At 59.2% G+C, this 24,032-nt stretch carries 18 protein-coding genes; 11 read left to right on the top strand and 7 right to left on the bottom strand.

Annotation, left to right across the window (positions count from 1 at the left end; all coding sequences use genetic code 11):
- Positions 1-11 precede the first annotated feature (11 nt).
- The 3 genes from rluB (at position 12) to arfB (ending at position 3,725) form a co-directional block, all read left to right on the top strand.
- Positions 12-1,388, top strand: coding sequence for a 23S rRNA pseudouridine(2605) synthase RluB (rluB, locus tag ACWKWM_RS10915; RefSeq protein WP_483846155.1), 1,377 nt, complete (start codon positions 12-14; stop codon positions 1,386-1,388).
- A 320-nt stretch (positions 1,389-1,708) separates the two neighbouring features.
- Positions 1,709-3,133, top strand: coding sequence for an amino acid permease (locus tag ACWKWM_RS10910; RefSeq protein ID WP_483846154.1), 1,425 nt, complete (start codon positions 1,709-1,711; stop codon positions 3,131-3,133).
- A gap of 178 nt (positions 3,134-3,311) precedes the next feature.
- Positions 3,312-3,725, top strand: coding sequence for an alternative ribosome rescue aminoacyl-tRNA hydrolase ArfB (gene arfB, locus ACWKWM_RS10905; protein WP_268800216.1), 414 nt, complete (start codon positions 3,312-3,314; stop codon positions 3,723-3,725).
- Between the two features lie 66 nt (positions 3,726-3,791).
- Here the strand turns inward: arfB and ACWKWM_RS10900 are convergent, their stop codons facing one another.
- The 5 genes from ACWKWM_RS10900 to phhA form a co-directional block, all read right to left on the bottom strand.
- The gene (locus ACWKWM_RS10900; RefSeq protein WP_483846153.1) at positions 3,792-5,009 is read right to left on the bottom strand and encodes an MFS transporter; all 1,218 of its coding nucleotides are present in this window, start codon (positions 5,007-5,009) and stop codon (positions 3,792-3,794) included.
- Between the two features lie 205 nt (positions 5,010-5,214).
- Complete coding sequence (locus ACWKWM_RS10895) at positions 5,215-5,394, bottom strand: hypothetical protein (RefSeq protein WP_483846152.1); 180 nt, start codon at positions 5,392-5,394, stop codon at positions 5,215-5,217.
- Between the two features lie 466 nt (positions 5,395-5,860).
- Positions 5,861-7,051, bottom strand: coding sequence for an amino acid aminotransferase (locus ACWKWM_RS10890; RefSeq protein ID WP_483846151.1), 1,191 nt, complete (start codon positions 7,049-7,051; stop codon positions 5,861-5,863).
- Entirely contained in the window at positions 7,051-7,407 is a 357-nt protein-coding gene (locus ACWKWM_RS10885) for a 4a-hydroxytetrahydrobiopterin dehydratase (protein ID WP_483846150.1), read from the bottom strand. Before ACWKWM_RS10885 ends, ACWKWM_RS10890 begins: the two co-directional genes overlap by 1 nt.
- Before the next feature lie 15 nt (positions 7,408-7,422).
- Entirely contained in the window at positions 7,423-8,229 is an 807-nt protein-coding gene (phhA, locus tag ACWKWM_RS10880) for a phenylalanine 4-monooxygenase (RefSeq protein WP_483846149.1), read from the bottom strand.
- A 299-nt stretch (positions 8,230-8,528) separates the two neighbouring features.
- Between phhA and ACWKWM_RS10875 the strand changes: the two genes are divergently transcribed.
- Positions 8,529-10,094, top strand: a complete 1,566-nt coding sequence (locus ACWKWM_RS10875; RefSeq protein WP_483846148.1) for a sigma-54-dependent transcriptional regulator — start codon at positions 8,529-8,531, stop codon at positions 10,092-10,094.
- Positions 10,095-10,130: 36 nt separating this feature from the next.
- Here the strand turns inward: ACWKWM_RS10875 and ACWKWM_RS10870 are convergent, their stop codons facing one another.
- Together ACWKWM_RS10870 and ACWKWM_RS10865 are read right to left on the bottom strand one after the other, a co-directional pair.
- The gene (locus tag ACWKWM_RS10870) at positions 10,131-14,639 is read right to left on the bottom strand and encodes a deaminase domain-containing protein (RefSeq protein WP_483846147.1); all 4,509 of its coding nucleotides are present in this window, start codon (positions 14,637-14,639) and stop codon (positions 10,131-10,133) included.
- A 238-nt stretch (positions 14,640-14,877) separates the two neighbouring features.
- Entirely contained in the window at positions 14,878-15,150 is a 273-nt protein-coding gene (locus tag ACWKWM_RS10865) for a DUF2790 domain-containing protein (protein WP_483837359.1), read from the bottom strand.
- 448 nt (positions 15,151-15,598) lie between these two features.
- Here ACWKWM_RS10865 and acs point away from each other — a divergent pair, with 448 nt between their 5' ends.
- From acs to argR, 7 genes are all read left to right on the top strand, one after another.
- Positions 15,599-17,554 carry an acetate--CoA ligase gene (acs, locus tag ACWKWM_RS10860; RefSeq protein WP_483846146.1) on the top strand — a complete coding sequence of 652 codons (1,956 nt, stop codon included), beginning with the start codon at positions 15,599-15,601 and terminating at the stop codon, positions 17,552-17,554.
- 912 nt (positions 17,555-18,466) lie between these two features.
- Positions 18,467-19,243: an ABC transporter substrate-binding protein gene (locus tag ACWKWM_RS10855; protein ID WP_483846145.1), complete on the top strand. Its 777-nt coding sequence runs from the start codon at positions 18,467-18,469 to the stop codon at positions 19,241-19,243.
- Between the two features lie 81 nt (positions 19,244-19,324).
- The gene (locus tag ACWKWM_RS10850; RefSeq protein WP_483846144.1) at positions 19,325-20,014 is read left to right on the top strand and encodes an ABC transporter permease; all 690 of its coding nucleotides are present in this window, start codon (positions 19,325-19,327) and stop codon (positions 20,012-20,014) included.
- Positions 20,011-20,709: an ABC transporter permease gene (locus ACWKWM_RS10845; RefSeq protein WP_483837363.1), complete on the top strand. Its 699-nt coding sequence runs from the start codon at positions 20,011-20,013 to the stop codon at positions 20,707-20,709. The genes ACWKWM_RS10850 and ACWKWM_RS10845 overlap by 4 nt, the downstream gene beginning before the upstream one ends.
- 1 nt (position 20,710) lies before the next feature.
- Positions 20,711-21,823, top strand: coding sequence for a peptidase M14 (locus tag ACWKWM_RS10840; protein ID WP_483846143.1), 1,113 nt, complete (start codon positions 20,711-20,713; stop codon positions 21,821-21,823).
- Positions 21,824-21,874: 51 nt separating this feature from the next.
- On the top strand, positions 21,875-22,639 hold the full coding sequence (locus ACWKWM_RS10835; RefSeq protein WP_483846142.1) for an ABC transporter ATP-binding protein: 765 nt from the start codon (positions 21,875-21,877) through the stop codon (positions 22,637-22,639).
- Between the two features lie 138 nt (positions 22,640-22,777).
- Positions 22,778-23,761, top strand: a complete 984-nt coding sequence (argR, locus tag ACWKWM_RS10830; RefSeq protein WP_483846141.1) for a transcriptional regulator ArgR — start codon at positions 22,778-22,780, stop codon at positions 23,759-23,761.
- Positions 23,762-24,032 lie beyond the last annotated feature (271 nt).

The following is a 24,032-nucleotide window of genomic DNA, read 5'->3' as shown; positions in this document are numbered from 1 at the left end:
GAGGTGCCCAGATGAGTGACAAAGACACGCAGGACAGCCAGGAAATCGGCCCAGCAGGCGAAAAACTGCAAAAAGTACTGGCGCGCATCGGCGTCGGTTCTCGCCGCGACATAGAAGCCTGGATCACCCAGGGCCGCGTCAAAGTCAATGGCAAGGACGCAAACCTCGGTCTACGCGTCGACTTGCACGACGCCATTACCGTTGACGGTCGCGTGATCAAGCGTGAAGAAGCCGCTGAAACCGTCCGCCGCGTCATCATGTACAACAAACCAGATGGCGAAATCTGCACCCGTGATGACCCAGAAGGTCGCCCGACCGTGTTTGATCGCCTGCCGCGCCCGAAAGAAGGTCGCTGGATCAATGTCGGTCGTCTGGACATCAACACCACCGGTTTGCTGATGTTCACCACTGACGGTGAACTGGCCAACCGCCTGATGCACCCCTCGTTTGAAATGGACCGCGAGTACGCGGTCCGTGTGCGCGGCGAAGTCGACGACGACATGTTGCTGCGTTTGAAGAACGGCGTCATCCTCGAAGACGGTCCTGCCCGTTTCACCGACATCCAGATAGCGCCGGGCGGTGAAGGTTTCAACCACTGGTACCACTGCGTTGTCATGGAAGGTCGTAACCGTGAGGTTCGTCGTCTGTGGGAATCTCAAGGGCTGGTGGTCAGCCGCCTGAAGCGCGTGCGCTATGGTCCGGTGTTCCTCAATTCCGACCTGCCGATGGGCCGCTGGCGCGAAATGAGCCAGTACGAAGTCGACACCCTCAGTGCCGAAGTCGGCCTGACGCCTGTCGCCATGCCGCAAATGAACGCCAAGACCAAGGACAAGATGGAGCGTTTGCAGCGCCAGTCGTCACGTCCGTTGGGTAAAGGTGAGCGCGTGCGTAATGTGCGTCCGGCCAAGGATGCGGCCGGTGCCGAGCGCCCGGTGCGTGAGCCGCGTCCTGCCATTGGCAGCGATCGCCCGGTCCGCGAACCGCGTCCTGCCATTGGCAGCGATCGTCCAGCTCGCGAGCCACGTGGCGAAGCCGGTGATCGTCCAGCCCGTGACCCGCGTTATGCGGTCGGCGAAAAACGTCCGGCGCGCGAACCGCGTGTGCCTGAAGGCGAGCGTGTACGTCCGTCCGGCAAGCCGCAGGAAGGCGGTCGAGGTCAACGCACGCCACGTCCACCGGTTGGCGGTCGTTCCGAAGGTCGTACCGACAGCAGCCGTGGTACACCAGTGGCCGAGCGTCCAAGTGACATGAACAAGCGTCCGGCCAAGCCGAAGCCGTCTCGTCCGGGTATCAAGCTGGTCGACGACAAAACTCCATCGGGCAAGCGTCGCGGACCTCCGGCAGGTTCCGGCCAGCGCCCGGGTTTCGGTCGTCGCAAGCCTGAGTGATGGTTGTTTGAAGTGAAAAAAAGCCAGTCGATTGACTGGCTTTTTTTTGCCTGCGTTTTTGTAGGAGCGCGCTTGCCGTGATGACGTCATGTCCAACTACGCAGTGGTCGTAGGCAAATTGCTTTCGCGGGCAAGCGCTCCTACACCGTATTGCGGTCACGCTCTGGAAAGCACCGGTGTACAATGCGCGTCGTTTTTTCTGTGATCACTCGGCGTATGGACGCCAAACATTCGGGGTTACCCACTCCGTTTCACTCCGGTGCGTCATGAGCGTGCCGGGTTCGATTCCGTCGCAGACAAGAACAACAAGGTGACATTCAATGAGTGAGCATATGCCCCCTTCAGGTGAGTTGAAGCGTGGTCTGAAAAACCGTCACATCCAGCTGATCGCCCTCGGCGGCGCCATCGGCACAGGCTTGTTCCTGGGCTCGGCGGGTGTGCTCAAGTCGGCGGGTCCGTCGATGATTCTGGGTTACGCCCTGTGTGGTTTCATCGCCTTCATGATCATGCGCCAGCTCGGTGAAATGATTGTTGAAGAGCCGGTGGCCGGGTCGTTTAGCCATTTCGCGCATAAATATTGGGGCGGTTTCGCGGGCTTTCTGTCGGGCTGGAACTGCTGGGTCTTGTACATTCTGGTGGGCATGTCCGAGCTGACGGCCGTCGGCAAGTACGTGCATTACTGGTGGCCTGAGATCCCGACGTGGGCCTCGGCTGCGGTGTTTTTCGTGATGATCAATGGCATCAACCTGGCCAACGTCAAAGTTTTCGGCGAAGCGGAATTCTGGTTCGCGATCATCAAGGTGGTGGCCATCGTCGGCATGATCGCCCTGGGCAGTTATTTGTTGGTAAGCGGCAGTGGAGGACCCCAGGCGTCGGTGAGTAATCTGTGGGACCACGGCGGGTTTTTCCCCAACGGAGTGAGCGGATTGGTGATGGCGCTGGCGTTCATCATGTTCTCCTTCGGCGGCCTGGAAATGCTCGGGTTTACCGCCGCAGAAGCCGATCAGCCCAAAGTCATCATTCCCAAAGCCATCAATCAGGTGATCTACCGGATTTTGATTTTCTACATCGGCGCGTTGGTGGTGCTGTTGTCGCTGACCCCGTGGGATGCGCTGCTGAGCACGCTCAATGCGTCCGGCGATTCCTATAGCGGCAGTCCCTTCGTGCAAGTGTTCTCGATGCTCGGCAGCAACACGGCGGCGCACATTCTCAACTTCGTGGTGCTGACTGCCGCCTTGTCGGTGTACAACAGCGGCACCTATTGCAACGCACGTATGTTGTTTGGCATGGCAGAGCAGGGCGATGCACCAGAATCGCTGGCCCGGGTCGACAGTCGTGGTGTGCCGGTGCGGGCGATTCTGGTGTCGGCGGCAGTGACCGTGATCGCGGTGCTGCTCAATTACCTGATCCCGCAGAATGCGCTGGAGTTGCTGATGTCGCTGGTGGTCGCGACGCTGGTGATCAACTGGGCGATGATCAGCTACTCGCATCTGAAATTCCGCCAGCACATGAATCGCACGCAGCAGGTGCCGCTGTTCAAGGCGTTGTGGTATCCGGTAGGTAACTACGTGTGCCTGGCGTTTGTAGCGTTCATTCTGGTGATCATGCTGATGATTCCCGGCATTCGCGTGTCGGTGTACGCGATTCCGGTGTGGTTGCTGGTGATGTGGGGATTCTTCGTGCTCAAGAACAAACGCCACGCGGCGAGTGAGTCCATGGCGCAGCGCACGTCGATTATCAAGTGAGCAGGACGGCGCCGACGGTCCAATAACAGAGGCTGTTTGGCACCATTGTGGGAGGGAGCTTGCTCGCGAAGTGGTCGTTTAGGCACAGGATATGTGTCGGATGTACGGACCTCTCCCTCCCACAGGTCCAATTTAAGGCAACAGTTGAGCGGTTCATTCCAGAGCGTCGTAAGTCCATATGCTGATCATCTCCAACAACGTGCACCTGCCCGACGCCGAGGTCGAGCTGACCGCCATCCGTGCGCAAGGCGCGGGCGGGCAGAACGTCAATAAGGTGTCCAGCGCCATGCATCTGCGCTTTGATATCAACGCGTCGTCATTGCCGCCTTTTTACAAGGAGCGTCTGCTGGCCCTGCGTGACAGCCGGATCACCAGCGATGGCGTGATCATCATCAAGGCCCAGCAATATCGGACGCAGGAACAGAACCGCGCGGATGCCCTTGAGCGCCTGAGCGAACTGATCGTCAATGCCGGCAAAGTCGAAAAAAAGCGCCGCCCGACCAAACCCACCCTGGGTTCGAAGACCCGGCGTCTGGAGTCAAAGACCAAGCGCGGATCGATCAAGGCCGGGCGCGGCAAGGTGGATTTCTGACAGTGAACACGGTCACCTTGTGGGAGCGGACCTGTCCGCGAAGAGGCCCGCGCGAGCGCCGATGATTCAGGCGTCGGCAACCGCCTTGTCCCGCATCACCTGCGCCTGCTTGTACAGATAAACACTCAAGCCCAGTCCTCCCAGCGACGCGATGGCCGCAAACAGAAAGATCGAGGCAAAGCCGAAACCTGCCGCCACAGCACCCGCCACCGGACCAGTGATCCCCAGCGACAGATCGATGAACAACGAATAAGCCCCCACTGCCGCGCCACGACTGGACGCCGGCACCAGATTCACCGCCTCCACGCCCAGCGCCGGAAACACCAGCGAGAAGCCAAAGCCCGTCAGCGCCGCACCGGCCAGGGCCAGATTAGGGTTGGGCGCGAGCCACAGCAGCAACAGGCCCACAGCCTCCACCGACAAACACGCAATCGCCACGCGAAAGCCGCCCAAGCGGTTGATCATGTTGCCGAATAATAGACGCGCACCAATGAAACAGGCGCCGAACAAGCTCAGGCACAACACGGCGTTGGGCCACGCGTGGCTGGCGTAATAAAGAGTGATGAAGGTGGCGATGGTGCCGAAACCGATCGAGCCCAGCGCGAGCCCGGTGCCGTGGGGCAGCACAAGCCCCAGCACGTGCATGAACGGCAGGCGCTCGCCGTGGACGATGGGTGCTGGCGTTTTCTTCCAGGCCAGCGCGATACCAAGTCCGGCCAGGAGAATGATGCTCACGCCCATGCTCCACAGCCCGAGGCCGTTCACCAGGAAAACCCCCAGCGGCGCGCCAATGGCCAGTGCGCCGTAGCTGGCGATGCCGTTCCAGGAAATAACCTTGGCGGTGTTCTGCGCGCCGACCCGGCCAATGCCCCAGCCAATCGAACCTGAACCCACCAGACTTTCAGCGCTGCCCAAGACCAATCGGCCAATGAAAAGGCTGATCAGGCTCATCATCGGCCAGCTTTCCAGCATGTCCGCCAACAGCATGAACACGCCACTGAGTCCGCAGCCGGCCAGGCCAATCAGCACGGCTTTCTTGCTGCCGTGGATGTCGATGATGCGGCTGGAATAGGGACGACTGAGTAGCGTGGCGAGGTATTGCACGCTGATGACCAGGCCGGCGGCTATGGCGCCGAAACCCAGGTCGGTGTGAACGTAGCCCGGTAAGACGGCGAGCGGAATGCCGATGTTCAGGTAGCCGATAAAAGTGAACAGGACAATCGAAACGACCTGCAGCGTGACCGCCATAGGGCGTTGTGTTTCGGCGCGCGAAGCGTCTGGCATGGCAACAATCCACGATTACGACAGGGAGGGTGAGGCGGGGGTGAAACAGGATTCAGCGTAGACGCTCAAGATACGAGCGACGCCACCATCATAACGAGGGTTGCCCACAGATGGCAGGTCAAGGATGAACACAAGCTAAATGAATTGCAGATTGTGTCTGGATCGTCAGCGGCGGACTTATCCACAACGCTGTTTATCCACAGCACTATTTTTCCAGGGGTGCGACCAGATGAGTGGTCACGAGGGCAGCCAGGGCGTTTTCCTGGGTGCCGAAGCGTGCGAGCAGCGCGTTTTGCTTTTCGAGGGGCAGGCGAGCCCAGATGTCGATCATTTTCTCGGCGGTGCCGATCAGGGCCTGGGCTTGTGTTTCAGTGAAGTCGGACATGGATTCTCTACTCGAGCATCTCAGCCCTTATGGAAATACACTTGAAGGAGTTCTTCCATAGGGGCTGAAAATCAGCCTTTAGCGTTGGCGTGAGCCGTTAGCGCGGGCGTTGTGCTTTCTTGCTTGGGTCACTCTTGACACCTGCCTTCATCTCGATCGGCTGACCGAGTTCCTGGCGGGCTGCAGCGCTTTGCTGTGGTTTGCTTGGGAAGGGGAAGTTTGGGATTTCATGCATCGTCGTCGCTCCTCACAAGTGTTTGTTACCGATTGAACAGCTCGTCCTAAAACGCTCGCTGAGGATACAGCACAACAAATGACAAACAGACTTTTAATGTGGGCCGTTTGTCATTTGAAGGCGATGTGCACGGTTCAACCCTGTAGGAGCGAACTTGTTCGCGAGTCGTCCTGCCTGAAACATCGCAGCGTCTGGCTCGCCAACAAGTTGGCTCCTACAGAGTGGGCGTCGTTAGCAAACAGCCGCAATCGCCGCCGCCAGCGCATCCAGCCGCGTGGCATCGATCCCGGCCACATTCGCGCGTCCGGCGTTGACCATGTACACGCTGTGCTCATGACGCAGGCGTGCCACTTGCTCGTCGTTGAGGCCAGTGTAGGAAAACATCCCGCGCTGCAGGCCGATGTGGGCGAAGCGTTCGCCCAGGCCCAGCGGTGTCAACGCCTCGACCAGCCCCTGACGCAATTGCGCGATGCGGCTGCGCATTTCTTCCACCTCATCGGCCCATAGCGCTTTGAGCTCCGGGTCACCCAGAATCTCGGCCACTACGGCAGCGCCGTGATCAGGCGGGTTGGACCACAGGTTGCGCGCGGTCGCCGACAACTGACTGCGCACGTCCGCCAGCTTTTCAGTGTTCTCGGCGCACACCAGCAACGCGCCGGTACGCTCGCGGTACAAGCCAAAATTCTTCGAGCAGGAACTGGTGATCAGCAATTCAGGCAGTTCGGCCGCGAATAGGCGAACGGCCCAGGCGTCCTCCTCAAGCCCGTCGCCGAAACCCTGATAGGCGAAGTCGATCAGCGGCAGCAGGTTGCGTGCTTTAACGATCTTCAGCACGGCGTGCCAGTCGTCCTGAGACAAATCGAATCCGGTCGGGTTGTGGCAGCAGGCGTGGAGCAGCACCACGTCGCCTTCGGGAATTTGATTCAGGGTTGCCAGCATGGCATCGACATTAAGTTTGTTGTCGCTGCCCACGTAGGGGTAGTGACTGACCTTCAAGCCCGCTGCGGCATAGATGGTTTCGTGAATCGGCCAGGTCGGATCGCTCAGCCAGATGCCCTTGCCTGGCAGGCAGTTGCGAATGAAGTCCGCGCTCAAGCGCAACGCACCTGTACCGCCGGGGGTTTGCGTGGCGCTGACGCGTCGGTCGCGAATCAGTGGAGATTCCGCGCCCAATACCAGATCACAGATCAGCGTGCCGAAGCGCGGCTCACCGTGGCCACCGATATAGGTCTTGGTCGGCTGCGAATCCACCAGACGCTGCTCGGCCAGTTTCACGGCGCGAGGGATGGTGGTCAGGCCTTGCGCGTCCTTATAGACGCCAACGCCGAGATCGAACTTGTTGGGGTTCGGGTCTTTGGCGTAAGCCTGGATCAGGCCCAGGATCGGATCATCGGGTACACGCTGAATCTGTGAGAAATGCATTACTTGCGGCCCTCGGCGCCAGTGGCCACCTCGTCAGTGCGGGCGGCCATGATGAAATCATTGCGGTGCAGCCCTTTGATCGAGTGGCTCCACCAGGTGACGGTCACTTTGCCCCACTCGGTCAAGAGACCTGGGTGATGACCTTCAGCTTCGGCAATTTCGCCGACCGCGTTGGTAAACGCCAGCGCAAATTTGAAATTCTTGAAGACGAAGACTTTTTCCAGCTGCATCACCCCTTCGCGCACTTCGATGTTCCAGTCGGGAATTTGCTTGAGCAGCACCGGCAGTTCGGTTTCGCTGACCTGCGGCGCGTCGGCTTTGCAGGCTTCGCAGTGGGCTTGGTTGAGAGAGGTCATAACGTGGGTTCCTGATCAGGCCGCTTCGGGTTTGGGCGGTTGCGGTTTAGGGGCAAAGCGAGGCGCATGCAAACCCAGCGCTGTGGCTTGGGTGACCATGCCCATGATGTCTTGCTGAGCCAGGTCAAACAGACGCTTGAGGTCCGGCAGCACGAAATACACCGGCTGCAGAATGTCGATGCGGTAGGGCGTACGCATGGCTTCGACGGGATCGAATGCTTGATGCTCCGGCGTTTGCGACAGGCTGTATAGCGTTTCCTTGGGCGAGGACAGAATGCCTCCGCCGTAAATTTTCATGCCGTGCGGGGTATTCACCAGGCCGAACTCGATGGTCATCCAGTACAGCCGCGCCAGAAACACCCGTTGTTCCTTGTTGGCCGCCAGCCCGAGCTTGCCATAGGCGTGAGTGAATTCGGCAAACCAGGGGTTAGTCAGCAGCGGGCAGTGACCGAAGACTTCATGGAAGATGTCCGGCTCTTGCAGGTAGTCCAATTCTTCGCGGCTGCGAATGAAGGTCGCCACCGGAAACTGCTTGTTAGCCAGCAGCTCGAAAAACGTTTGAAAGGGGATCAGCGCCGGGACGCGGGCGACTTGCCAGCCAGTGGCAGCATCCAGCACGCGGTTGATCTCGCCCAGTTGCGGGATGCGATCGTGGGGCAAGCCGAGTTGTTCGATGCCGTTCAGGTATTCCTGGCAGGCGCGGCCTTCGATCACCTTCAGTTGCCGGGTGATCAAGGTGTTCCACACCTCATGCTCGGCCTCGGGGTAGTTGATAAACCCGCTCGAATCGGGCTCGCGGGCCACGTATCCGCTTTGCTTCATGCTGCTCTCCTGTGGTTATTTTTATCGTTGGAGCGATCTATTCCAGAGCCTTGAAGGCGCAGGCTTTTACACACTGCATGGGCGTATTGATAACCCAATCCTCATGCGAGCGAACGGAGCAGAAGATGGCAAACAGGCCTCACACATCGCCGTTCGTAACGAATTCTTTACGATGGCGTGGCAAGGCAGTCCAAGCGCGCGATCTGCGTGCAATGTCAGGCTTGCGCTGTAACGCATTCTTGACGCTAAACTTCGCCCATAACAAAAATTGTCCTCCCGTTGCGAAGGTCGAGCCCTTTATGCGCATCAAAGTCCATTGCCAAAATCGCGTCGGTATCCTGCGAGACATCCTCGAGCTGCTGGTTGCTTATGGCGTCAACGTCTCAGGCGGCGAAGTCGGCGGTGAGCACGGCGACGCGATCTACCTTCGATGCCCGAACCTGATCAATCTGCAATTTCAGGCAATGGGGCCGAAGTTCGAACTCATCCCCGGCGTGTTCGGCGTCAAGCGTGTGGGATTGATGCCCAGCGAGCGTCGGCACATGGAGCTCAATGCCTTGCTCGGCGCACTGGAGTTTCCGGTGATGTCCATCGACATGGGCGGCGCCATCGTTGCCGCCAACCGTGCGGCGGCGCAGTTGCTCGGGGTTCGGGTTGATGAAGTGCCCGGCATTGCCCTGTCTCGTTACGCCGAGGATTTCGACTTGCCGCAGCTGGTGCGCGCCAACCGTTCGCGCATCAACGGCCTGCGGGTGAAGGTCAAGGGCGATGTGTTTCTGGCCGACATCGCGCCGCTGCAATCGGAGCACGATGACAGCGAGGCTATGGCCGGCGCGGTGCTCACGTTGCACCGCGCGGACCGGGTCGGCGAGCGCATCTATAACGTGCGCAAGCAGGAGTTGCGCGGTTTCGACAGCATCTTTCAAAGCTCCAAAGTGATGGCCGCCGTGGTCCGGGAAGCCAGGCGAATGGCGCCGCTGGATGCGCCTTTATTGATCGAAGGCGAAACCGGCACCGGCAAGGAATTGCTCGCGCGCGCCTGTCATCTGGCGAGTCCGCGCGGGCAGTCGCCGATGATGTCGCTCAACTGTGCGGGGCTGTCTGAATCCATGGCCGAAACCGAGCTTTTCGGGTACGGGCCCGGAGCCTTCGACGGCGCGCGGGCGGAGGGCAAGCTGGGGCTGCTGGAACTCACTGCCGGCGGGACTTTGTTTGTCGACGGCGTGGTGGACATGAGCCCGCGCTTGCAGGCCAAGCTGTTGCGATATCTGCAGGAAGGCTGCTTTCGGCGGGTCGGCAGTGATGAAGAGGTCTATCTGGATGTGCGGGTGATCTGCGCCAGCCAGGTGGATCTTTCCGAACTGTGCGCCCGAGGGGCTTTTCGTGAGGACCTCTATCACCGACTCAACGTGCTGTCGCTGCACATTCCGCCGTTGCGTGAATGCCTGGATGGCCTCGTCCCGCTGGTTGAGCACTTTCTCGATCAGGCCAGTCGGCAGATTGGTTGTCCGCTGCCAAAAATCGCACCCGCTGCGCTAGACCGTCTGCGCCAATACCACTGGCCAGGCAACGTGCGGCAGTTGGAAAACGTGTTGTTTCAGGCGGCTTCGTTGTGTGAGGGCGGGGTCATTGAGGCGCAACATATCCGCTTTCCCGAGTACGGCGGGCGTCAGCCGTCAGGCGGGTTTTCGCTGGAGGGCAGTCTGGAGGATATCGTCGGGCGCTTTGAAAAGTCGGTGCTTGAGCAGCTCCATGCCGAGTACCCAAGCAGCCGCTTGTTGGGCAAGCGCCTGGGTGTTTCCCACACGACGATTGCCAACAAACTGCGTCAGTACGATCTCGGTCTTAAAGCGGACGTCCTGTAGGCGCGAGCTCATTCGCACCCACAGTCAGTGCAGTCTTTAAGTGGGTGGCGTGTAGGGCAGGATGTAGCTGGCGGAAAACTCAGCGGTCGGGAAATCCAGTTTCAGACGCGGCATGACAAAGCCCCCGCATGAGTTGCAGGTGTCCATCAGCGTGAAGAAGTGGATTTTTGTGAGCGATGGATTAAGCCGCATGTCCTCCTTGAACGCCGTTGCGATCAAGCGCTCGGCGTCCAGGTAACGGTCATGCTCGCGAATGCTGAGTTTCTTCGATGTTCGCACCACCGGCAGGCTTGTGAACCCTGGGTCCGGCGCCCGGCCTGACATTCGGGCCTGCGCATTAACAAAGGTCATTGAGCTGCCTTCGAGGGTAACAGGCGCGCGCAGCGTCAGTCCTCTCCCTCGTCTGCCCCCCGCCAGTGCGTAATAGACGTGGTGTTTTCCTTCCAGCGTCTCGGCCAGAAGAAAGGCCAGATTGGTGGAGTTGAGGTGCTTGCGTATGGTTTCCCCGGTGCTGATAAACGGCAGTTCGGCAGAACTCACAGGCAGCCACGGGTTTCTTGCGCCGGTGGCAGGCAGCAAGGCATCGAACACGCTTGCCACGTGCTGACGCATGACCGGGTCAACGTCAGCCAGCTGTTTAAAATTGGGTAAGCTGCTTTTGGTCAGTTTGACGAATGTCTGCAGCGCATCCTCCTGAGTCAGGATTTTCCGGGCGTAGCTTTCCAGTTCAGGACGACTGCGCTCGTACGTCCCGCCAGGCTTGAACGTGCCTTGATCAAACTCCAGATCGAACAGCATCCGGGCGATGTTATCCATGTCCTTGTTGAGTGTTCGCCGGCCCGCCCCCAGGCGGTAACCTTCGCTGGCAGTCAGGTAAGCGTCGATATCGCGTTCGGATGTCATGCGTGTGAACGACAAATTGCCATCGGCTGACGGTTCCAGGGCCTTATAGAACTGGCCCGTGTCCGCTTCCACTGCGATGCAACGACCCTCGGGCAGCGTCAGCCAGACCCCGCGCAGCTCACGTTGATCGTTGATCGTGCTGCAGATCGAATCCAGCTGCACGACCGGAAGCTGCTCATCGATTTGCGTTCGCCAGGTATCGTCCAGTACCTCAGGCAGACCCAGGCGCTGATCTTTCATCAGCCTGCCACTGACTCGCGCCCGGTATTGCGCTGTGGCGCTCAACCCTAAATGAAGGGTGTCCTGGGCGCGCAACGGGCTGAGTATTTTTCGGCCGGTCTTCTGCGTGCTGGTTCCGCCTCTGCTGGGCACTACTTCCTCAATCCAGGTGCTGATTTTCCCGTCATCCACCAGTACGTTGGTTTCCACGGGCTGCGTGTTTCCTCGCTGGGCGCGGCGCTGAATCGCCGGCCGATATCGACGAGTCATGAAGGCGTGGCTGGCGTGCTCGCCCTGTAACAGCGGCGCTTGTGCTAATTCGGCGCTGGGGCGGGTTGTCGACAAGAGAATCAACGGCCCGGTGCAATCGACTTGTGTCAGGTCGCGTTTGACTCTGCAGACCACCGGTATTTCGTCCAGTGAGCGCAGTCGCGCGCTGCGTGGCTCAAGTTCGATTTTGCGGAGCAGGCTGTTTTGGTCGTGGGTGAAGCGGTAACTCACGTTATCGATGATCAGATCGGACACGGCTTCATCGCGACGCACCAGCTTGATGTTTCGGTTGGCGGTGATGGACAGATCATGCCCGTGTTCGCCGGCTTCGCTCAGCTGTACCGCGCCTGGGAACTGGCCTGGCAGCAGCGCATTTTGCGTCGTGGCAAAGGTGGCGGGCTCGTCGGCATGGGGCTGGCTGATGGCGGTCAATCGAGGGCCATAGGGCTGTTCATCCAGTGGATTCCACCAACGGTAGTCCGGGGTCTGTGCCGTTGAAATATTGCGCACCATCACGTCGTCGACGCCGTCCACGGTGGCTGATTGCCAAGCCCCTTGCGCGGTCGGACTGTCCCCAGTCCCATGCTGGAAAGCGGTTTTGCGTTGCAGGTGCTTTCCCGCCGCTACGGCATCGTGGGCACTCAGCACCCGCTGTTCGAAGTGTGGAAGGTCGCTTTGCTGCCCGGCAAACCATTTGGCGTGTTGCTTGCGCGGGCTCAATAGCGACGCGGGGTGCGAGGACTTCAGCCGGGTCTTGCCGCCCAGTTTGACCAGCGGCTTGAATGTGCGCCCGGCAATGGTGATGGCCGTGCCGATCTCTCCGGCCACGTCGGCGACGCAACTTGCCGCATCGGCGCCGGTTTTAACATCGAAACAACCGACGATGGGAATCACCGACCTGATCAGCTTCCAGGCATAAGCCCCGCCTGACGTGGCTTCACGCAGCCGCGCCCGGGTTTCCAGCTTCGTCGTGCCCTTGCAGGCCGCTCGTAATGCGTCGGCGTGATAGAGGAAAACAGGTTCTACCATCGCCTGTACCAGCTGCTCCTTATTGTCGGCATCGGGGTTTGTGGTCAGGCGCACAAACCGAACCAGGCCCGACTTGTCGTAAGGCAACGGTTCGCCGTTGTAAGACATGTAATCCGGGTCGATCAGCGAGGTCAGGGCGAGCGGAGCAAGATGGGGATCTTGCAGTTGCTGTGCCTCCTGCGAACCCAGCGCCGTGCATTGCAGGCTGTTGGTTTCCGGGAACAGTTCGTAGAGCGAGTGCTGGCCCTCGACACTGACGTGTACCACGCAGCCATTTCCGCCCCGACACTCCTGCCAGTCGAGGTCCGAGCTGCTGTCATAAGCAGGGATGCCGCCTGTCACAGGACCCACATATTGGCGCCAGACCACGGCGTAGCAGTTCAGTTTTCCGGACGTCAGTCGGGTGCGATCCTGTTTGGGCAGTTCATCAAAGAACAGCGTGATCAAATCCGTATAGGTCCGCCGCGCCTCTTCCAGATAGCGGTCGAAAGCCTGATTGAACCGTTGCGTGGCATTGGGTAGCAGGGCTTTCAGCGCATAAGGCGGTCGGTAGTGCTTGCCGCCGTCCAGGTAGGCTTCCAGTTCGGTAGTGTTGCCATCACCTCCGGTCGTGATGGCGTCCGGATTGATACCAGCGTCCCTCAGCAACTGACGAGCATCGGTCAGGCGATCCGGCAGTACATTGAGCGCGTACCGGTTGCAGGCGGATTCAAAGTGTCGCGTCAGGCGCTCAAGCTCATCGGACGGGTAATCCCGTTTGTCGGCGATGACCCCGGCGTAAACGCCCCAGACGATCATGGGCTCGATTCGGGAAATGGCCAGGCGCATTTTTTCATGGGCGGTAGCGGCTGTTTCGGCCTGGCGTGTCGGCAGGTTTTCCCATTGAGTGAAGCTCTGAGCATGAGGCTCAACGTTACGCAGTTGCATGGCGTGACGAAGGTTGACCCAGCGCAGATCGGGCTGATAGCGAAAATCTGCAGGCGCATCGTTCAGCAGCAGTTCCGGCGCAAATCGGTGCAGCAGCAGTTGCATGGCAATCTGCGCGTACCCGGTGGAGCAGCCCAGTGTCTGGCTGAGGCTGTTGGTCAGATCAATGCGGATGTCTGCAAAAGTGCAGTCCGCGGTGTCGGGATCGAACAGGTGAAAATCAAGAATGTAACCGACACGCCGTTGCTCGATGGGGTAGATACAGTCGATCAAAGCCTGGACGGCCAGTTGCCGGCTCATCGATTGCGAGGCGTGTTGAGGGTTCGCGGGTGCGTACCACTCCAAAGCGGCGACTAACTGCTTCTGGAATTTCTGAAAAGGCGCGCTGTTGAGGGTCGCCTCAAGGGCCAGGCTGGGGGCGTGGGTCAGGTCGATGCCGCGCACGCGAGCAATTGCGTTGACGTCCATCTGTTGTTTTGCCCGAAGGGCGCTCACTTTTTCCTTTTTGGTCAGCAGACGGAACTGGCCGGAGGCAAGCATAAGGATGTCGGTGGGTAACTGCTGCATCAGTCTGTCGAAGAGCGATTGGCCGGGTTGAACCGTCAGCAGGTGACTGACGACCGTGCGCAGATCCTGATACCCGCGCAGGTCCAGTGGCTCGGTGGGCTGTGTCAGCGCGGGTACCGATTGAGCGAGGGTCAGATCGTCAGCAAGGATGAAAGCCGACACCCACAGCGCGTCAATTCGATTCAATCTGGGCCAGGCGCTCAATAGTGTGTGGGCCAATGATAAGGTTTTGAAAGGAACGTTGGCTGCCCGAAGATCCGTCAGCGCGCGGCTCAGGATGCCAGGGCGCGTGTGCTCGACTGCCAGGCGACACAGCGTTTTGAAAAAGGTGACGCGGCTGCGGTGGTCAATGCTTTGAGTGGAATCGCCCTCGTAAAGCTTGCTGCTGATATAGCGCTCTACTTCACGCGAATCGACACTTCGGTTGATCAGCTTCAGGAAGTCCGCATCGCGAAGCACGGTGCGCAACCCCGCACTGGATTTCAAGTAGTCGGTGAGCAGATCGTTGAGCGAAATTTCGAGGGACTGTGGTCCGGTGATGTCGCTGACGACAATAATGTCGGTTGGGGTTAGTTTTTTCAGTCGCTGCTGAAGGCTAAGTGCGCTCGCTGCACTTTGATGGCTCGTCATGTATGAAGCTCCCGTGTTTAATCTCTAACGGTCTTGCGCCACTTGCAGGTGGGCGTAAGTTCTAGGCTTCACGTTATTTATTAATCACGGGGTGAGGTGTTACATAGTTATCTAAGTCAGTGTCGATGTTTGCGCTACGCGCGTGCATTGGGAACAGGTGTATAAAACGCTGTCAGCAAAGACAGGCACGCCCCGCATGGACAACCTGCGAGGCGTATAGCGCAATTGGGTGAAGCGATCAGCCGTTGCTGCAGCCGTTGCCCATTACCTGGTATTCCATGACATGGCGCTGGCCGTGGGAATCTTCGTAGGTCATGTGCTGTGGCACCACGCGGCAGACGTTAGGGACTTGATCGACTGAAATGACTTTTGCGATGTCCAGGTGCGTCGAGTAAGTGTATTGCTCGACCGCTTGGCGTTGGTTCTGCGCGGCGATTTTCGCGTTTGATTCTTCCGCCATCGCCAAGGTGCTGAAACCACAAAGAGCCATTACAACCAGTGCAGCTTTCATTACAAGTTACCTCTAGATTAACGAGTGAGTTCTGCGTTGCAGGAATTCTGCTCGGCAGGGTGCACAGAATCTTTGTGGGACTCTGCGTGGAACCGTGTTAGTTGCGCTTTAAGTAACTGGATCGACAAACCGTTGTGGGGGGTTAGTTGTCAATCATTTGCCTTGTTGGCGAGATGGATTCTAGGCCGGTTGCCGGTATTCATATACAAACCCTTTTGATAAACACTGTTGAGCGAATCGGTAACAATCGCCAGGCACGGTGTTCAGGCATTCGGGAATCTAGTGCTTTGGTCGTAGTCCCACTATCAGTAAGACCTGTGGCCTGAGCGTTTCAGCCCGGCAGAGGCTTATGCTGACAAGCGGTAAGACCATCGTCGAATGGCCTTTGTAGTCCTCGCCGGATACAACAGGGCCATAAAACAACAACATATCCACCGAGGTAAGAAAGATGAGTGCGGCTTCCCTTTACCCCGTCCGCCCCGAAGTGGCAGCGAACACGCTCACTGACGAGGCGACCTACAAGGCCATGTACCAGCAGTCGGTGGTCAACCCCGATGGTTTCTGGCGTGAGCAGGCCAAGCGCCTGGATTGGATCAAGCCTTTCACTACTGTCAAACAGACTTCCTTCGACGACCACCGTGTCGACATCAAATGGTTTGCCGACGGCACTTTGAACGTGTCTTACAACTGCCTGGACCGTCATCTGGCCGAGCGCGGCGATCAACTCGCCATCATCTGGGAAGGCGACGACCCTTCTGAAAGCCGCAACATTACCTACCGCGAGCTGCACGAAGAAGTCTGCAAGTTCGCCAACGCCTTGCGCGGCCAGGATGTGCATCGCGGCGACGTCGTGACGATCTACATGCCGATGATCCCCGAAGCCGTGGTCGCGATGCTGGCCTGCGCGCGGATCGGCGCGATTCACTCGGTGGTGTTCGGTGGCTTCTCGCCAGAAGCCCTGGCGGGTCGGATCATCGACTGCAAATCCAAAGTGGTGATCACCGCTGACGAAGGTCTGCGCGGCGGCAAGAAAACCGCCATGAAAGCCAACGTCGACCGCGCCCTGACCAACCCCGAAACCGCCAGCGTACAGAAGGTCATCGTCTGCAAACGCACCGGCGGCGACATCGAGTGGAACCGTCACCGTGATATCTGGTACCACTCGCTCCTGGAAGTGGCGTCAAGCACCTGCGCACCAAAAGAAATGGGCGCCGAAGAATCGCTGTTCATTCTTTATACCTCCGGCTCCACCGGCAAACCCAAGGGCGTGCTGCACACCACCGCGGGCTATCTGCTGTATGCCGCGCTGACCCACGAGCGGGTGTTCGATTACAAACCGGGTGAAATCTACTGGTGCACCGCCGACGTCGGCTGGGTGACCGGTCACAGCTACATCGTCTACGGCCCGCTGGCCAACGGCGCGACCACGCTGCTGTTTGAAGGCGTGCCGAACTATCCGGATATCACCCGCCTGTCGAAAATCATCGATAAGCACAAGGTCAATATCCTCTACACCGCGCCAACTGCGATCCGCGCCATGATGGCCGAGGGCACCAAGTCCGTTGAAGGTGCCGACGGTTCGAGTCTGCGTCTGCTGGGTTCGGTGGGCGAGCCGATCAACCCGGAAGCCTGGAACTGGTACTACAACACCATCGGCAAGAAGAACTGCCCGATTGTCGACACCTGGTGGCAGACCGAAACCGGCGGCATTCTGATCAGCCCGTTGCCAGGCGCCACGGCGCTGAAACCGGGTTCGGCAACGCGTCCATTCTTCGGCGTGATACCGGCGTTGGTGGATAACCTGGGCAACCTGATCGAAGGCGCGGCGGAAGGCAATCTGGTGATACTCGATTCATGGCCGGGGCAGTCGCGCACGCTGTATGGCGACCATGACCGCTTCGTCGACACCTACTTCAAGACCTTCCGCGGCATGTACTTCACCGGTGACGGCGCCCGTCGTGACGAGGACGGTTATTTCTGGATCACCGGGCGCGTGGACGACGTGCTCAACGTCTCCGGCCACCGCATGGGCACGGCTGAAATCGAGAGCGCGATGGTTGCGCATCCGAAGGTTGCCGAAGCGGCGGTAGTCGGTGTGCCTCATGACCTGAAAGGGCAGGGCATCTACGTCTACGTCACCCTGAACGCCGGCGAAGTGCCAGACGAAGCGCTGCGCATTGAACTGCGCAACTGGGTGCGCAAAGAGATTGGCCCGATTGCCTCGCCAGACGTCATTCAGTGGGCGCCGGGCCTGCCGAAAACTCGCTCGGGCAAGATCATGCGCCGCATCCTGCGCAAGATCGCCACTGGCGAATATGATTCGCTGGGCGACATTTCCACCCTGGCCGATCCGGGCGTGGTGGCCCATCTGGTCGAGACCCACAAGACCATGAACGTCGCCTGATACGCGGCTAAAACAAACGTCCCGCCCGACGAAAATCGGGCGGGGCGTTTTTGTTTGGCAGGCTTGTGCCATTCTGTAGGAGCGAACTTGTTCGCGCGGCGTCCCGGCTGACATACCGCATGCGCAGGTTTTACTGCCGGTTCCCGCCAGATCGCGAGCAAGCTACGCTCCTACGGCCTGCGGCCAGAATCAAAAGCCAGAGCGCCCGCGGATGCTGAGCCTGGCGCAATACCTGTGGGAGCAATCGGAGGTAACGACGGTCGCGATGGGCTGCGCAGCGGCCCCAACTTCAGGCACCTCGGTGTGGCCTCCGCAAGTTTTACTGCTGCTGTACGGCAGATCGCCGACAAGTCAGGCTCCTACGGCCTGCGGCCAGAATCAAAAGCTTCGCGGGCAAGCCTCGCTCCAACAGGATATGGGAGCGCATGGGTCCCGGTTCTGAGTGGAGCTTGCGTATGCACCGCGATCCGCTTCTGTGCGAAGCGCGTGGGAGCAATCGGAGGTAACGACGGTCGCGATGGGCTGCGCAGCGGCCCCAACCCTGCCAACGCCATATCGCTAACGGTTACGTTGGTCGTCTCGCCAACACGTTGGCCCCCACAGATTTGCCTCTTGCAGTGACTTTGCCAATAATGCGCGCGCTTTTGCTGCGTAAAGGCGAATGTCGTCGCCTTCTCATGAAAAAAATGGGCTGTCAATCAAGCTGATCGGCTTTCTCGGTGCTTCTGTAACTAGTTGTCGCCTGGAGGAAATATCGACTTCAGCCCTGCCGCTAAAATGCCGATCTTTCGCCCAGGGCATGTCGAGCCAAGACTCGATGGCACTTTGCGCCGCAATTCATGATCTTCCTTCTGCACATTGAGCGTTTCGCTCACTCTGCCTATTTCGTGCTGTACCGATGGAGTCTCACCCATGAAAAAGCTCATGCTTCTTGGCGCACTGGCGCTGTCCGTATTGGCCCAGCCAGTCTTCGCCGATGAAAAGCCTCTGAAAATCGGCATCGAGGCAGCTTACCCTCCGTTCGCTTCGAAAGCGCCGGACGGCAACATCGTCGGTTTCGACTACGACATCGGCAATGCGCTGTGCGAAGAAATGAAAGTCAAATGCACCTGGGTCGAGCAAGAGTTCGACGGCCTGATCCCGGCGCTCAAGGTGCGCAAGATCGACGCCATCCTGTCCTCGATGTCGATCACTGAAGACCGCAAGAAATCAGTCGATTTCACCAACAAGTACTACAACACCCCAGCCCGCCTGGTCATGAAGCAAGGCACTGTCGTCACCGACGGCCTGACCGAACTCAAGGGCAAGAACATCGGTGTGCAGCGCGGTTCGATCCACGAGCGTTTCGCCAAAGAAGTCCTGGCTCCGCTGGGCGCTGAAATCAAACCGTACAGCTCGCAAAACGAAATCTACCTGGACATCGGCGCCGGTCGTCTCGATGGCACCGTGGCGGACGCGACGCTGCTGCAGGACGGTTTCCTCAACACCGATTCCGGTAAAGGCTACGCTTTCGTGGGCCCGGCTTTCACTGACGTGAACTACTTCGGTGATGGCGTCGGCATTGCCGTGCGCAAAGGCGACAAAGCCAACCTGGACAAGATCAACGCCGCTATCGCTGCGATCCGCGCCAACGGCAAGTACAAAGCGATCCAGGACAAGTACTTCAACTTCGACATCTACGGTCAGTAATGCCGCCAGTGGCGCAAACAGCAGGGCCAAGCGCTGTCTGATTGCGCCATTTTCATTTCCCACGCCAGAGGGCCAAACAACATGTTGAAAGGCTACGGGGCCGTCATCCTCGACGGTGCATGGCTGACCTTGCAGCTCGCTTTGTCGTCCATGGCCCTGGCGATCGTCCTAGGCCTGATCGGTGTGGCTTTGCGCCTTTCCCCTGTGCGCTGGCTGGCGTGGCTGGGCGATCTGTATTCCACGGTCATTCGTGGCATCCCCGATCTGGTGCTGATCCTGCTGATTTTTTACGGCGGCCAGGATTTGCTCAACCGCGTCGCGCCGTTGCTGGGCTATGACGACTACATCGATTTGAACCCGCTGGCAGCCGGTGTTGGAACACTGGGTTTCATCTTCGGTGCTTACCTGTCCGAGACCTTTCGCGGCGCGTTCATGGCGATTCCCAAAGGGCAGGCCGAAGCCGGCATGGCGTATGGGATGAGCAGTTCGCGGGTGTTCTTCCGCATTCTGGTGCCACAGATGATTCGTCTGGCAATCCCCGGTTTCACCAACAACTGGCTGGTTTTGACCAAGGCCACCGCGCTGATTTCAGTGGTCGGTCTGCAAGACATGATGTTCAAGGCCAAGCAGGCGGCAGATGCCACCCGCGAACCCTTCACTTTCTTCCTCGCAGTCGCGGCGATGTACCTGCTGATCACCAGCGTTTCGCTGCTGGCACTGCGCTTTCTCGAAAAACGCTACTCCGTGGGCGTACGGGCGGCAGACCTATGATTTTCGATTACAACGTGGTCTGGGAAAACCTGCCACTGTATTTCGGCGGCCTGCTGATCACCCTCAAGCTGCTGGCGATTTCGCTGTTCTTCGGGTTGTTGGCCGCATTGCCGCTGGGGCTGATGCGCGTCTCGAAAGTGCGCTGGGTCAACTTCAGCGCCTGGCTGTACACCTACGTGATTCGCGGCACGCCAATGCTGGTGCAGCTGTTTTTGATCTACTACGGGCTGGCGCAATTCCCGGCCGTGCGCGAGAGCTTCCTCTGGCCGTGGCTGTCCAGCGCGACCTTTTGCGCATGCCTTGCGTTTGCCATCAACACCAGCGCCTATACCGCTGAAATCATCGCTGGCAGCCTTAAAGCCACGCCGGCCGGTGAAATCGAAGCGGCCAAGGCCATGGGCATGTCGCGGGCCAAAATGTATCGACGGATTCTGCTGCCCTCGGCCTTGCGCCGCGCGCTGCCGCAGTACAGCAACGAAGTGATCATGATGTTGCAGACCACCAGTCTGGCTTCCATCGTGACGCTGATCGACATCACGGGCGCGGCCCGCACGGTCAATGCCCAGTTCTATCTGCCTTTCGAGGCGTATATCACCGCAGGGGTTTTCTACCTGTGCCTGACCTTCATTCTGGTGCGACTGTTCAAGCTGGCAGAACGCCGCTGGCTGAGCTATCTCGCGCCGAGGAAGCACTGATATGCAACGCATCGACCATGTCCTGCCGTGGAGCACCCTCGGCACCGAACGCACGCTGAGCGTTTTTCGTTTTGGCCAAGGCGAGCGCAAGGCCTACATCCAGGCCAGTTTGCACGCCGATGAATTGCCCGGCATGCGCACCGCCTGGGAGTTGAAAAAACGCCTGATCCAACTTGAAGAGCAGGGCCTGCTGAACGGCGTTGTCGAGTTAGTGCCCGTGGCTAACCCCATCGGCCTGGGCCAACTGCTGCAAGGCGCCCACCAGGGGCGTTTTGAGTTCGGCAGCGGCAAGAACTTCAACCGGGATTTCGCTGAGTTAAGCGAACCGGTCGCAGAAATGCTCGAAGGCCAGTTGGGCGATGACCCGCGGGCCAACATCCACCTGATTCGTCAGGCGATGACCTCGGTACTTGAACAATTGCCGCCTGCGAGCAGTGAGTTGCAGGGCTTGCAACGACTGTTGCTGAGCCATGCCTGTACCGCCGACATCGTCCTCGATCTGCATTGCGATGCAGACGCCGCGCTGCACATGTATGCCTTGCCGCAGCACTGGCCGCAATGGCGATCGCTGGCAGCGCACCTGGATGTGCGCGTCGGTTTGCTGGCTGAAGATTCCGGTGGCAGCTCGTTCGATGAGGCCTGCTCGCTGCCTTGGCTGCGCTTGTCGCGGCGCTTTCTCGACGCGCAGATTTCGCTGGCGTGTCTGGCGACCACCGTTGAACTGGGCGGTCAGGCTGATACCGGCAGGCTGGAAGCCGAAGCCCATGCCGAGGGCATTCTGGCGTTCCTCGCCGAGCAGGGTCTGATCAACGGTGAGTGGCCCAAGCCTGAAACCGAGGCTTGCGAAGGCGTGCCCTTCGAAGGCACTGAATTGTTGTACGCGCCGCATCCTGGCGTGGTGACGTTTCTGCGTCAGGCCGGCGACCGCGTCGAAGTCGGTGAGCCGCTGTTTGAGGTGATTGATCCGCTCTCCGACAAGGCCACCACCGTCTGTGCCGGCACCGCAGGCGTGTTGTTCGCTATCGAGCGACTGCGTTACGCCCAGCCTGGTTTCTGGCTGGCCAAAGTGGCGGGGCGGATTGCGCTGCGTCAGGGTCGCTTGCTCAGCGACTGACGTTCCTTGGGAACTGAACGCTGCTAACCGAAAGTTTTGAGAACCGAAAGCATGAACAAACTGGAAATCCAGAACCTGCATAAACGCTACGGCAGCCACGAAGTGCTCAAGGGCGTTTCGCTGACAGCCAAGGCCGGCGATGTCATCAGCATCATTGGCTCCAGCGGTTCGGGCAAAAGCACCTTTCTGCGCTGCATCAACTTGCTGGAGCAGCCCCATGCCGGCCGCATCCTGCTGAACAATGAAGAGCTCAAACTGGTTGCCAACAAAGACGGCAGCTTGAAAGCCGCAGACCCCAAGCAACTGCAGCGCATGCGCTCAAGGCTGTCGATGGTGTTCCAGCATTTCAACCTGTGGTCGCACATGACTGCACTGGAAAACATCATCGAAGCGCCGATGCACGTGCTCGGTCTTTCAAAGAAAGAGGCGCTGGAAAAAGCCGAACATTACCTGGCCAAGGTCGGCGTTTCCCATCGCAAGCAAGCCTATCCGGGCCACATGTCCGGTGGCGAGCAGCAGCGCGTGGCGATTGCCCGTGCGTTGGCGATGGAACCCGAGGTCATGTTGTTTGACGAACCTACGTCCGCGCTTGATCCGGAGCTGGTCGGCGATGTGCTCAAAGTCATGCAGGCACTGGCGCAAGAAGGCCGCACCATGGTCGTCGTGACCCATGAAATGGGCTTTGCGCGAGAAGTGTCGAACCAGTTGATCTTCCTGCACAAAGGCGTGGTCGAAGAGCAAGGCGATCCGCGCGAAGTGCTGGTCAATCCTAAATCCGAGCGGTTGCAGGGGTTTCTCTCGGGCAGTCTCAAGTAGCGACCGTCGGTGCCTTTTGCGTTGGAACAGGTCATGCTGCGCGGCAACTCTGTTAGCGACATGACCTGGCTGGACCCGTTTTAGCTCAAGCGCATCGGCGCTTGACCCACCCTTGTGACACGTTTCGGACTGCCCGCCATGACTGCCCATCGAATAGGTTTTCTCATCTGGCCCAGCACCAAAGCCCTGACTTTGGCGCTGGCCGAGGAAGCCTTGCGTGTTGCCCAGCGGGTTCACCCGGAGGTGGTGTACGAACTGTCGTTCCTGCAGGCAGAACCGCCGCTTGAGGGTGGCGCGTGGCAATTGCCCGGTGAGCCCTGGACCGGGCGACTGGAAGGTTTTCAGAAGCTATTCCTGCTGGCCGACGAGCCGCCAGCGCCCATGACCTCCGCCCTGAGCAGTGCGCTCAAGCAAGTGGTGCGCGCCGGTTGTGTGATTGGTGGGCTGTCGGCGGGCGTTTATCCGCTGGCGCAGTTGGGCTTGCTTGACGGTTATCGCGCGGCGGTGCACTGGCGCTGGCAGGACGATTTTGCCGAGCGCTTTCCGAAGGTTATCGCCACCAGCCACTTGTTCGACTGGGATCGGGATCGGTTGACCGCGTGCGGCGGGATGTCAGTACTCGATCTGCTGCTGGCCGTGTTGGCCCGTGATCATGGCGCTGAGCTTGCGGGAGCGGTGTCGGAAGAGCTGGTGGTCGAGCGCATTCGTGAAGGCGGCGAGCGTCAGCGCATTCCGTTGCAGAACCGTTTGGGCTCCAGTCATCCGAAGCTGACCCAGGCAGTGCTGTTGATGGAAGCGAATATCGAAGAACCGCTGACCACCGACGAGATCGCCCAGCATGTGTGCGTGTCGCGTCGTCAGTTGGAGCGGATTTTCAAGCAGTACCTCAACCGCGTGCCGAGTCAGTATTACCTGGAACTGCGCCTGAACAAGGCCCGGCAGATGCTGATGCAGACCAGCAAATCGATCATTCAGATTGGTTTGTCCTGCGGCTTTTCGTCCGGCCCGCATTTCTCCAGCGCCTACCGCAACTTCTTCGGCGCCACCCCCCGCGAAGACCGCAACCAGCGCCGCAGCAGCAGCCCGTTCGAATTGTCGCCGGTGCCTGCAGAGCGGGGTTAGCTTTTTACTGCTTTCAAATGTGGGAGCGGACCTGTCCGCGAAGACAGTCTTACATTCAGCGCATGTTCACCGGCTCAGGCAAAGCTTCGCGGACAGGTCCGCTCCCACGGGATCGAGTCGTGGCATGTGCGCGATTGCCTCGCCAACAAGTTGGCTCCTACAGCTCTTCAGCGTTTAAACTGCGCCATTGCGACGCTATTTGTCGCATTGCTGAAAGCCACGAAAAAAGCCGGGTTGGCGCTGTAACAAGTTGTCGCTTGGCGGCAAGGCC

It is taken from the genome of Pseudomonas rosaeacicularis, assembly GCF_057128745.1.
This window is presented reverse-complemented; position numbering and strand designations above follow the sequence as displayed.

Coding starts and splice junctions, on each gene's coding strand:
- ACWKWM_RS10855 (WP_483846145.1), top strand. CDS start 18,467: ATGAAAAAGCTCATGCTTCTTGGCGCACTGGCGCTGTCCGTATTGGCC.
- ACWKWM_RS10845 (WP_483837363.1), top strand. CDS start 20,011: ATGATTTTCGATTACAACGTGGTCTGGGAAAACCTGCCACTGTATTTC.
- ACWKWM_RS10875 (WP_483846148.1), top strand. CDS start 8,529: ATGCGCATCAAAGTCCATTGCCAAAATCGCGTCGGTATCCTGCGAGAC.
- ACWKWM_RS10850 (WP_483846144.1), top strand. CDS start 19,325: ATGTTGAAAGGCTACGGGGCCGTCATCCTCGACGGTGCATGGCTGACC.
- phhA (WP_483846149.1), bottom strand. CDS start 8,229: ATGAAGCAAAGCGGATACGTGGCCCGCGAGCCCGATTCGAGCGGGTTT.
- ACWKWM_RS10895 (WP_483846152.1), bottom strand. CDS start 5,394: ATGTCCGACTTCACTGAAACACAAGCCCAGGCCCTGATCGGCACCGCC.
- argR (WP_483846141.1), top strand. CDS start 22,778: ATGACTGCCCATCGAATAGGTTTTCTCATCTGGCCCAGCACCAAAGCC.
- acs (WP_483846146.1), top strand. CDS start 15,599: ATGAGTGCGGCTTCCCTTTACCCCGTCCGCCCCGAAGTGGCAGCGAAC.
- ACWKWM_RS10870 (WP_483846147.1), bottom strand. CDS start 14,639: ATGACGAGCCATCAAAGTGCAGCGAGCGCACTTAGCCTTCAGCAGCGA.
- ACWKWM_RS10900 (WP_483846153.1), bottom strand. CDS start 5,009: ATGCCAGACGCTTCGCGCGCCGAAACACAACGCCCTATGGCGGTCACG.
- ACWKWM_RS10840 (WP_483846143.1), top strand. CDS start 20,711: ATGCAACGCATCGACCATGTCCTGCCGTGGAGCACCCTCGGCACCGAA.
- ACWKWM_RS10885 (WP_483846150.1), bottom strand. CDS start 7,407: ATGACCTCTCTCAACCAAGCCCACTGCGAAGCCTGCAAAGCCGACGCG.
- ACWKWM_RS10890 (WP_483846151.1), bottom strand. CDS start 7,051: ATGCATTTCTCACAGATTCAGCGTGTACCCGATGATCCGATCCTGGGC.
- rluB (WP_483846155.1), top strand. CDS start 12: ATGAGTGACAAAGACACGCAGGACAGCCAGGAAATCGGCCCAGCAGGC.
- arfB (WP_268800216.1), top strand. CDS start 3,312: ATGCTGATCATCTCCAACAACGTGCACCTGCCCGACGCCGAGGTCGAG.
- ACWKWM_RS10835 (WP_483846142.1), top strand. CDS start 21,875: ATGAACAAACTGGAAATCCAGAACCTGCATAAACGCTACGGCAGCCAC.
- ACWKWM_RS10865 (WP_483837359.1), bottom strand. CDS start 15,150: ATGAAAGCTGCACTGGTTGTAATGGCTCTTTGTGGTTTCAGCACCTTG.
- ACWKWM_RS10910 (WP_483846154.1), top strand. CDS start 1,709: ATGAGTGAGCATATGCCCCCTTCAGGTGAGTTGAAGCGTGGTCTGAAA.